The following is an 8,996-nucleotide window of genomic DNA, read 5'->3' as shown; positions in this document are numbered from 1 at the left end:
GGATAAAAAACAAACGGCACAGGACTGTTTCCCGTGCCGTTTCAGATATTATTTTTACTCGCGGTCTTGTCTCTATGCCTAACTTAATGACATTGACCATCCGGTAAGCTTTTTTCTGCTTTTGTCAAAAAAGTCAAGAAGCTTGTACCAGAATATCGGGCCCTAATCGCGAATAACTTTTAGTAAACGAGTAAGATTCTGCCTGAATACTGAATGTTTCATGATATTTCGGTGTATAATGGAACTATATGAACCTATTATAGTAATATATATCTATAGCAATATACCTATTTGAAGGAGGAAGAACGAATGGATCCCATTTCATCTCTGTCTGAACTTTTGGCGGAGCAAAAAGCATCATCGTACATCGAGATTCCGGGCGCAGTTTCCAGGACGTTCGGGCAAACGACATTGTCCACAACGCTGCCAATGAGCAAGCTGTTTTCCATTTATGAAGTGGATTTGGAAGTGCAGCGCGCCATTGTTCCACAAAATTTATCCAAGCTGATGGACTATATCATGCTGTACCTGGATCATCAGCAAGGCATTTATTTTCCGGGGATTATTCTTTCGGCGCGGGGTGCCGGAGAATATGATGCCGATCAGCAGGTATACCGGCTTCAAGCGATTGAAAAGCTGTATGTGGTAGACGGACAGCATCGTCTGGCCGCCTTCCGGAGAATTATGGAAACGCTGCAAAGCAATATGGCCCGCGCCAAGGACCGCAGAGAATACGACCGGATGGAAGAAATTACGGATAAGCTGAGCAAGCTGTACACGTTCCCGATGTCCACAATGATTTATCTGGATATTAACGCTCGCCAAGAACGCCAGCTGTTCTCCGACATCAACAAGCTTCCGCGTAAAATCGGCGGCAATCTGGCCGTGCTGCGCGAGCAGCGCAGATTTTACCATGTGCTGGCCACACATTTGGCGGCTGAAGCCCCGGCGATGAAGCAAATTACGGTGGATATGTTTACGGAGCGGGGCAAAGGTCCGGAGTTTTTATTCTCCTACCACCTGCTGGTTGAAATCCTGTGCGGCCTGTTTGAAGGACGCTTGAAATCGGCTGCCCGCAACAACGGCTACTATTTCAGCGACAGTGAGATTGAAGAGCATTTCAAGCTTGCTTCCTACTACTTCGACGTCATGCTTCGTTACTTGCCGGAGCCTGAAAAGGGCGAGCTGTGCTGGACGGAAAATCTGCAAATCGCGATGGCTCTGTTCTTCCATGACGAAGTGACCAAGACAGGGACCTTCAACCGCTACGCGCTGGAATATACGATGAAGATATTGCCTCATATCGATTGGAATGCGATCTACGTAGGCGATGAGAAGGATCGGCTGCCTAGACGTTCGCGTATCATGAAGGCTTACCAATACATTAAGGATTTCTTTCAGGAGCATCACGTGTTCTTGATTCGCGATAAGGAGGACGTCGGCTAATGGATGGACTTTGCCTTAAAATGACGATTCACCCGTTTTGTGAAAAATTCGGATTGGCCACAGTGGCTATTCAAGTGCAGGATTTGCTGAACTATACGACGATTGACCCGATGGTTCAACGCAAGCTTAGCGCCGGCCAACGCCGCAAAATATCCAATTACTTGCAGGAGCGGGAGCTGGACCGCGTCTTTTTCGGACCTGTTACGCTATCCCTGCGTGAAGTAAGCTCCCTTGCCAAAACGGACAAAGGCTTGTTCCTTCGTCCCGGCTCCAAGCTCAGCATTTTGGACGGCCAGCACCGGATTCTGGCTCTTGGCTATGTTAACGAGCAGCTGCTGAAGGAAGTGCGCAGCCATGAGAAGAAGGCCGCAGCTCTGAAAATCAAGCAGCGCCGTATGCCAGACAGTGAGGAAGTAAGGCTGGAGCTTGAGCAGATGGAAGGGCTTGTCGAGCAAATCGAACGCCGCCGTCTGGAATTGGTGGAGAGCGAGCTGGCTGTGCAAATTTACATCGGCTTGAGTGAAGAGGAAGAGAAGCAGCTGTTCGGCGATATTAACTCCAAGGTGCAGCTCGTCAGCAAAGAGCTCGGCCATTCGTTTGACAGCATCGATCCGCTGAACCTGGTGATTCAGCAAGTCGTGGATCATAATGTATTCCTGAAGGGTGCCGGTGTTGAACGCAGAGGAAACCTGACTTCCTATAATAAAAACTTCACTTCGTTCAGCTGGCTGTATTCCACAGCTACTATGCTGTTTACGGGAAAAATGCAGCCGTCCTACGAAATGGCGCGCAAAATCCGTCAGGACCCTTCGACGCATATTGAGATTCTTCATCAATACTTCAGCACACTCTTGCCATTAATGCCGGAGCAGCCTGGACTGCCTCAATACAGCTCGGCCAGCCGGGCCATGCAGGAAAGTATCGCCCTGTATGCTCATAGACATCTGTTTGTGGACGGGAAGTATACGAAGAACTGGACGTCCTGTCTGAGCATCTTTGAGGGCTTCGACTGGACTCACGAGAATGAGCTGCTGATTGAACGCTTCGGCACTCTCGATAACGGCAAGCTGAATCTGATTCATGAGAAGTCGCTGCGCAAGCACGGCAAGCTGGTACAGCTGTTCCGTGAAATGCACGGCGAGCCTGTCGATGCCGGAGACGAAGCATCGACAGCATAAACCCGTTAAAGCCAAAAATCCGTGAAGAAACGTTCCTGTTTCTCACGGATTTTTTTTCATTTTCTATAAGCCTATAAGCCGGTTTGGGCGAATATCACTTCCGTTATTCTACGGCCAATCTCCTGTAGGGGCAACAGATTATTTCGCATCGGCCGCACAGCGGAAGCCCATATTGCCTGCGGAGCTGTCCGGCGTATTGGAGCTGCGCGCTGCGACCCGGTAACGGTTGCAATAGGATTTATGACATAAGTAGGAGCCGCCCCTCATGACGCGGGAGGTGCCTTTTTCCGGTCCTTTAGGATTCGTGCGGGGCCCGTTAAGATGCCAGGTCGGGCTGAACCAATCAGCGCACCATTCCCAGACGTTGCCCGCAACATTGTACAGTCCGTAGCCGTTGGGCGGGAAGGAGCGGACAGGTGCAGTTCCGGCATAGCCATCGCTCATATTGTTTTTCTCCGGGAACTTCCCTTGCCAAATGTTGCACAGATGCTCCGTGCCTGGTTTGAGAAGATCGCCCCACGGATAACGCTTTTGCTCCAGACCGCCCCGGGCGGCGCATTCCCATTCCGCCTCCGTCAGCAGCCGTTTGCCCGCCCAACGGCAGTAGGCATGGGCGTCGTTCCAGGAAACGTGGATGACAGGGTGGTCCATGCGGTCCTCGATGGAGGAATCCGGCCCTTCCGGATGGGCCCAGTCCGCTCCTTCGACATTCCACCACCAGGGGGTCCGCTGCACGACATGCTTTACATTCGCAGCCGTTTGCTCCGATACGAACAAATGGAACACGAACGACCAGCCGAACTTTTCCGCTTCCGTTTGGTAGCCGGTCTCTTGAACAAACCGGGCGAATTCGGCATTGCTAACGGTGCAGGGATCGACGTAGAACGGATCTATGGTGACAGGTCGGACAGGCCCTTCGCCGTCTTGAGGGAACCCCTCCTGATCATCGGTTCCCATCAAAAATGTCCCGCCCTCCAAATAGATCATTCCTTCCAGAGGGTCCCGGGAAGAATGAGCCCTTGCATCCCCGGCGATCTTTTGGAGGCTGTTCAGAGATATCGTCTGCTTGTCGGATGGGGCCTCATTTCGGCTGGTGGAGCAGCAGGATGGCTTAGATGTTTCGTTCATTGGGTTGTCCTCCTTAGAGTTTTTGCGTATGCAAAAACTAGCATCGAAAGCATACGCTTAAAGTTTTTGCGTATGCAAAAACTAGCATCGAAAGCATACGCTTAGAGTTTTTGCGTATGCAAAAACTGGCATCGAAAGCATACGCTAAGAGTTTTTGTGAAGCGTATTCCTATTTAAAGCTCTGTAAGCTGATTGATGACCATAATAGCCGCACCGGTAACGAGCGCTTCCTCACCAAGATGCCCCAGGCTGAATACCACCTGATAAGCCGGGTAGTAATAGGTGTTGCGAATGGCGACCCGGGTAGCGATTTGAAAGAAGCTGGGATCGCTGCTGATCAGGGATCCGCCCAGAATCACCTTTTCCGGATGAAGGATGTTAATCAGGTTGGACAAGCCGATACCGAAATAAGTGGCTGCCTGAGCGAAGATTTCTACTGTAAGCGGATCATGCTCCTTTAGCCCTTCCAGCAAATGTATAAAATGAATGTGCTCCGGGTTACTCTCCTTATATCGGAGGGAGGTTTCCCTTCCTTGCTTTAAACGGGATCGCGCCTGCTGCTCCAATGCATGAATGGAAGCATAGGATTGCAGACTGCCGTAATTGCCGTGGTCATCGACACGGGGCCCGTCCGTTTGGATAATCATTTGGCCGATGGAGCCTTCCATATCTACAGCCCCATATACAACCTTGCCGTTGGACATCATGGCAGAGCGTATGCCCACCCCTGCATGAACATAGAGCAAATGCCGGTAATCACGGTTCCGGTCGGACCAGGATTCACCCATGATAGCCGTGTTAGCCCCGTTATCCAGCAGCACCGGAAATCCCAGACGGCCCTCCAGATACCCGCAAATCTCTACGTTGCGCCAGCCAGGCGCCGAGAAATATAACGGCTCCAGAATGATGCCGGATGCCCGGTCCAATGGACCGACTGCCCCGATTCCCATCCCGAGCACAGCTTCGGCGGCGATCTGATGCTCCTTCATCATCCGCTCGGCTGCTTCGGCGATTTCCTTCAGCAGCCGGGAAGGCGTCATGGTCTCATCCATGACCCAGCTTTGTACACCAAGCTTGTTCATGTGCAAATCGCAAAGGATCAGCTTGGAGTTCATCCTCGATATATCCAGCCCGAATACATAGGCTGCCTGAGGATTGGTTTCGTATAATATGGGCCTGCGGCCTCCGGTGGATTCACCGAATCCGGCCTCTACCAGCCAGCCTTGTGCCGTCAGCTCCTCCAACGTACGGGTCAGCGTACTGCCCGTCATTTGGCTTTGCTCCAGCAGTTCGATCTTGGACACAGTCCCCTGTTTGCGGATCCGTTCGTAAATCTCTTTATGCTTGCGGCTGCCGATCCTTTCATGAATAGGTAACAAGCTCATCGATAACCTCCAACCTATCGAAATCAACCTTGGCTTTCTTTAAGCATAAATTATACACCAGTTGTAAAGGCTTAACCATAGCTTAAGGCTTGCCGTTTGCTCCGGCAGCAAATGACCGGATTGTGACATCCTTATGAAGTTTGGTAAGATAGGAATAATGCGGTTCGGATGAGCAACGTCCGTAGTTTTACTGCAATGGGTTCAAGCAAGTGGAAGGAGACAGGAGAACAACATGTCAGATTGGTATCGAAAAAGCTTCGGGGACGATTATTTGCTCGTCTACAAGCACAGGGATATGGAAGGGGCTTACCATGAGGTAAAGCGGATGATCGAATGGCTGAAGCTGCCCCAAGGGTCCAGTGTTCTTGATTTATGCTGCGGGATGGGGCGTCATTCCATGGCGCTGCGCGACTTCGGCTACAAGGTAACGGGAGTCGATCTATCCAGTGTCTTGTTAATGGAAGCGAACAAGCTGAATGTAAATAAAGAAGTGCGGTTTCTTCAGGGGGATATGCGGAATGTACCGTTGACGGAGACGTTCGACGCTGTTGTCAATTTATTTACTTCGTTCGGTTATTTCGAGCATGATGAGGAAAACGAACGGGTGCTGAGAGAGATATATCGCCTGCTTGCACCGGAAAGCAAAGGGAAATTTATTATCGATTATATGAATCCGGATTATGTGAAGCAGCACCTGGTGCCTTTTTCTTCGAGGATGGAAGGCGGCATTACCATTGAAGAGAACCGCAGGATTGAAGACGGCTTTGTTAAGAAAACGATTGTCGTCAGAGACTCGGATGCCGGGGAAAGAACTTATTTGGAGCAGGTGAAGTTGTACGGGCTGGAAGCGTTTCGGGAGCTGCTTGACCGATCCGGCTTGGAAGTAACCCATGTTTATGGAGATTATCACGCTTCGGAATATGACCGCAATGAATCCAAGAGAATGATTTTTGTCGGTCATAGAAGAGGGTAGGAGCGAAGATATGAACTCATGTACGATTCACAACGAGACATACATCCAGGTGAAAGTTCCTCTGCCCTTTCCTTTGCGCTGGGTCAACAGCTATCTGATTCGCGGAACGAACGGCTATACCCTGATCGATCCGGGCCTGCATACTGAGGCATCGGTACAATGCTGGGAGGAGGTTTTGCGGGAGCTGAGACTGGACTACAGGGATATCGAGCAAATCGTGCTTACCCATCATCATCCGGATCATTACGGGCTTGCCGGATGGTTCCAGCAGCGTTCGGGAGCGCCTGTTCGGTTATCCCAGGCCGGTTATGACCAGGCTCGCTTGCTATGGGGAGACAAGCAGCCGATGACCGCAGCCCTGCTCTCGCTCTTTGAAGCTCATGGGATGCCGCAGGAGCTGGCAGGACCAATGGAAGGCAATCTGGATACCTTCGTCGAGATGGTATCTCCTCAACCGGAGGTATCTTTTATCACGATCGGCGAGCCTTTGCGGCTCGGAGACTTGACGTATGAGACGATACATACGCCCGGCCATGCTTTGGGGCATATTTGCTTCTATCATGCTGATACGAAAGCCATGCTGTGCGGGGACCATGTTCTACCGCAAATATCCCCGAATGTTAGCTATTTGCCGGGTATCGACGAAAATCCGCTTGCCAGCTTCCTGAAAAGTCTGGAGCAGATGAAGCAGTACGAGGTTGAGTGGGCATATCCCGGCCACCGGGAACCGTTCGCAGCCTGGGGCAAACGTACTCAGGAGCTGATCAAGCACCACGAAGAACGGCTCGAGCATATGCGCAGTCAATTAGAGAGCCGTCAGACAGCATACCAGGTTTGCCGAAGGACCTTCGGCGACCGTCTGACTCTGCATCAGCTCCGTTTCGCATTGTCTGAAACCCTGGCGCATTTGATCCATTTGAATTCGGAGGAACGGGTCCGGCAGATAGAGATGGACGGAATGATCTATTATCAAACCTTATAGATAGCCAATAGCTGAATGGAAGCATCCAAGCCTTGAATGAAAGGGCTGGATGCTTTTTTTACGTATCATACCTACCGCTGAGTTCCCGAAACCGCTTCGAACCAAGCCCCGCACTGTGGCAGGGATTTCTACGGCTCGAATGGTGTCGATGTTTGTACTCTTCATGATGTGGCAATAATTGAACCTATATCCCCGTCTTCCCTTAAATTCCGTTCAAGAAAAGCACAGCCAGCATCGTGAGGAGGCGTTTGCATGTCCATATTGAAGTGGTTCAGGACGAAACAAAAAGGTAACCAACCGGCCGGCGGACGACAAACTTCTTCCACTCCGACGCCATCTCCGGAACGCAATTCGACCGCAACCGTTAACGGCAATATGGAGGATACGCTTCAATTCATTAACAATGCTTTAGGCGAGAATGATGATTTTTTAATTCGGCGTTTTCATGTGTTTGGCCGGTACCAGGCAGTAATGATGTATTTTTCCAATATGATTAATCAAAATACGGTGAATACGGATATTTTAAAACCGTTAATGCAGCCTCCTGTCTATTTGGAGCCTAGTAGCATCGAAACTCATCAGCTCAAGGAGATCTTGCTTAACGATGTGATGTATCACAGTGAGGGCAAGCTCGAAAGCCATCTGGACAAATTGGTGGACGGCCTCGTACGCGGGGAAACCGTGGTGGTAGTTCAGGGACTTGACGAGGCGTTGTTAATCGGGACACGCAACATTGATAAAAGATCAATCGATCAGCCCGCAACGGAAATGGTCATCCGCGGACCCCGCGAAGGCTTCATTGAGCTCCTTGGGACGAATATTGCGCTGATTCGTTACAGGCTGCAATCGCCTGATTTTCGGATGCATACGATGGAAATCGGCAAAAGAACAAAGTCCAAGATAGCCATATGCTTCATGGACGGGATCACGAACCCGGAGCTTGTGGAGGAAGTGAAGAAGAGGCTATCCAAGATCGATACGAGCTCGGTGCTTGATTCCGGCGTGTTGGAGCAGTATATCGAGGATAATCATCTGTCCCCGTTTCCGCAAGTCCAGTATACGGAGAGACCCGATAAGGTCGTCTCCAATCTGCTGGAAGGACGGGTTGTCATCCTGGTGGACGGTTCTCCGATGGCCTTGATGGTTCCGACGGTGTTCAGCCAATTGTACCAAACGGTAGAAGATTATAATGAAAGATTTCTGCTCATGAGCTCCATTCGAATGGCGAGGCTCGTTGCCCTCGTCTTTTCGTTAATATTTCCGTCCTTGTATGTTGCCGTCATTTCCTTTAATCCCGAGCTGATTCCAACCGAGTTTGCGGTAGCCGTAGCCGGCGGCCGTTCCGGCGTTCCTTTTCCGGCCATCATCGAAGTGCTGATAATGGAGATCTCCATGGAGGTGCTTCGGGAGGCGACCATCAGGCTGCCACAGCAGGTTGGCGGCGCCTTATCCATTGTCGGCGTACTCGTCATTGGGCAGGCGGCGGTATCGGCGGGATTTTCCAGTCCGATTACGGTCGTCATTATTGCGTTGACTACGATTGGCTCCTTCGCTACACCTGCTTATAACGCTGCGCTCGCTTTGCGTCTGCTGCGGTTTCCCCTCATTATCATGGCCGGGCTGTTCGGACTTTACGGCATTATGATCGGGCTGATCTTAATAGCCAACCATCTGCTCTCGTTGAAGTCCTTCGGAGTTCCGTATTTGAGCCCGCTTGTCCCCGGCAATTTCAAAGGGATGAAGGATCTTTTGTTCCGAAGTCCGCTTTGGTGGTTTAAAAGCAGGCCGGAGATGCTGAAAACAATCGATGATACCAGGACTGCTCCAAACATCATGGATGAGCTGAAGAACACTTCTGAGAATGTATTGGATCCATTGAACCAGAGAAAGAAGGAGCGGTAACC

At 50.8% G+C, this 8,996-nt stretch carries 7 protein-coding genes; 5 read left to right on the top strand and 2 right to left on the bottom strand.

Features of this window, described 5'->3' with window-relative positions:
* The first annotated feature begins 309 nt into the window (after positions 1 to 309).
* Both GGC63_RS14430 and GGC63_RS14425 read left to right on the top strand, forming a co-directional pair.
* Positions 310 to 1,446 (top strand): DGQHR domain-containing protein, encoded by a 1,137-nt coding sequence (locus GGC63_RS14430; RefSeq protein ID WP_079909981.1) that lies wholly within the window; start codon positions 310 to 312, stop codon positions 1,444 to 1,446.
* A complete protein-coding gene (locus GGC63_RS14425) occupies positions 1,446 to 2,624 on the top strand; it encodes a DNA sulfur modification protein DndB (protein ID WP_079909982.1) in 1,179 nt (392 codons plus the stop codon). The genes GGC63_RS14430 and GGC63_RS14425 overlap by 1 nt, the downstream gene beginning before the upstream one ends.
* Positions 2,625 to 2,762: 138 nt before the next feature.
* Here the strand turns inward: GGC63_RS14425 and GGC63_RS14420 are convergent, their stop codons facing one another.
* Both GGC63_RS14420 and GGC63_RS14415 read right to left on the bottom strand, forming a co-directional pair.
* Positions 2,763 to 3,752 (bottom strand): formylglycine-generating enzyme family protein, encoded by a 990-nt coding sequence (locus GGC63_RS14420; RefSeq protein ID WP_192702893.1) that lies wholly within the window; start codon positions 3,750 to 3,752, stop codon positions 2,763 to 2,765.
* Positions 3,753 to 3,925: 173 nt separating this feature from the next.
* Positions 3,926 to 5,137 carry an ROK family transcriptional regulator gene (locus GGC63_RS14415; RefSeq protein WP_192702892.1) on the bottom strand — a complete coding sequence of 404 codons (1,212 nt, stop codon included), beginning with the start codon at positions 5,135 to 5,137 and terminating at the stop codon, positions 3,926 to 3,928.
* Between the two features lie 232 nt (positions 5,138 to 5,369).
* Here GGC63_RS14415 and GGC63_RS14410 point away from each other — a divergent pair, with 232 nt between their 5' ends.
* The 3 genes from GGC63_RS14410 to GGC63_RS14400 all read left to right on the top strand — a co-directional run bounded on the left by GGC63_RS14410 (position 5,370) and on the right by GGC63_RS14400 (position 8,994).
* Positions 5,370 to 6,110 carry a class I SAM-dependent methyltransferase gene (locus tag GGC63_RS14410; protein ID WP_192702891.1) on the top strand — a complete coding sequence of 247 codons (741 nt, stop codon included), beginning with the start codon at positions 5,370 to 5,372 and terminating at the stop codon, positions 6,108 to 6,110.
* A 10-nt stretch (positions 6,111 to 6,120) separates the two neighbouring features.
* Positions 6,121 to 7,092, top strand: a complete 972-nt coding sequence (locus GGC63_RS14405; RefSeq protein ID WP_192702890.1) for an MBL fold metallo-hydrolase — start codon at positions 6,121 to 6,123, stop codon at positions 7,090 to 7,092.
* A 252-nt stretch (positions 7,093 to 7,344) separates the two neighbouring features.
* Positions 7,345 to 8,994 carry a spore germination protein gene (locus tag GGC63_RS14400; RefSeq protein ID WP_192702889.1) on the top strand — a complete coding sequence of 550 codons (1,650 nt, stop codon included), beginning with the start codon at positions 7,345 to 7,347 and terminating at the stop codon, positions 8,992 to 8,994.
* Positions 8,995 to 8,996 lie beyond the last annotated feature (2 nt).

It is taken from the genome of Paenibacillus sp. OAS669, from assembly GCF_014873645.1.
Taxonomy (GTDB): Bacteria; Bacillota; Bacilli; order Paenibacillales; family NBRC-103111; genus Paenibacillus_S; species Paenibacillus_S vulneris.
This window is presented reverse-complemented; position numbering and strand designations above follow the sequence as displayed.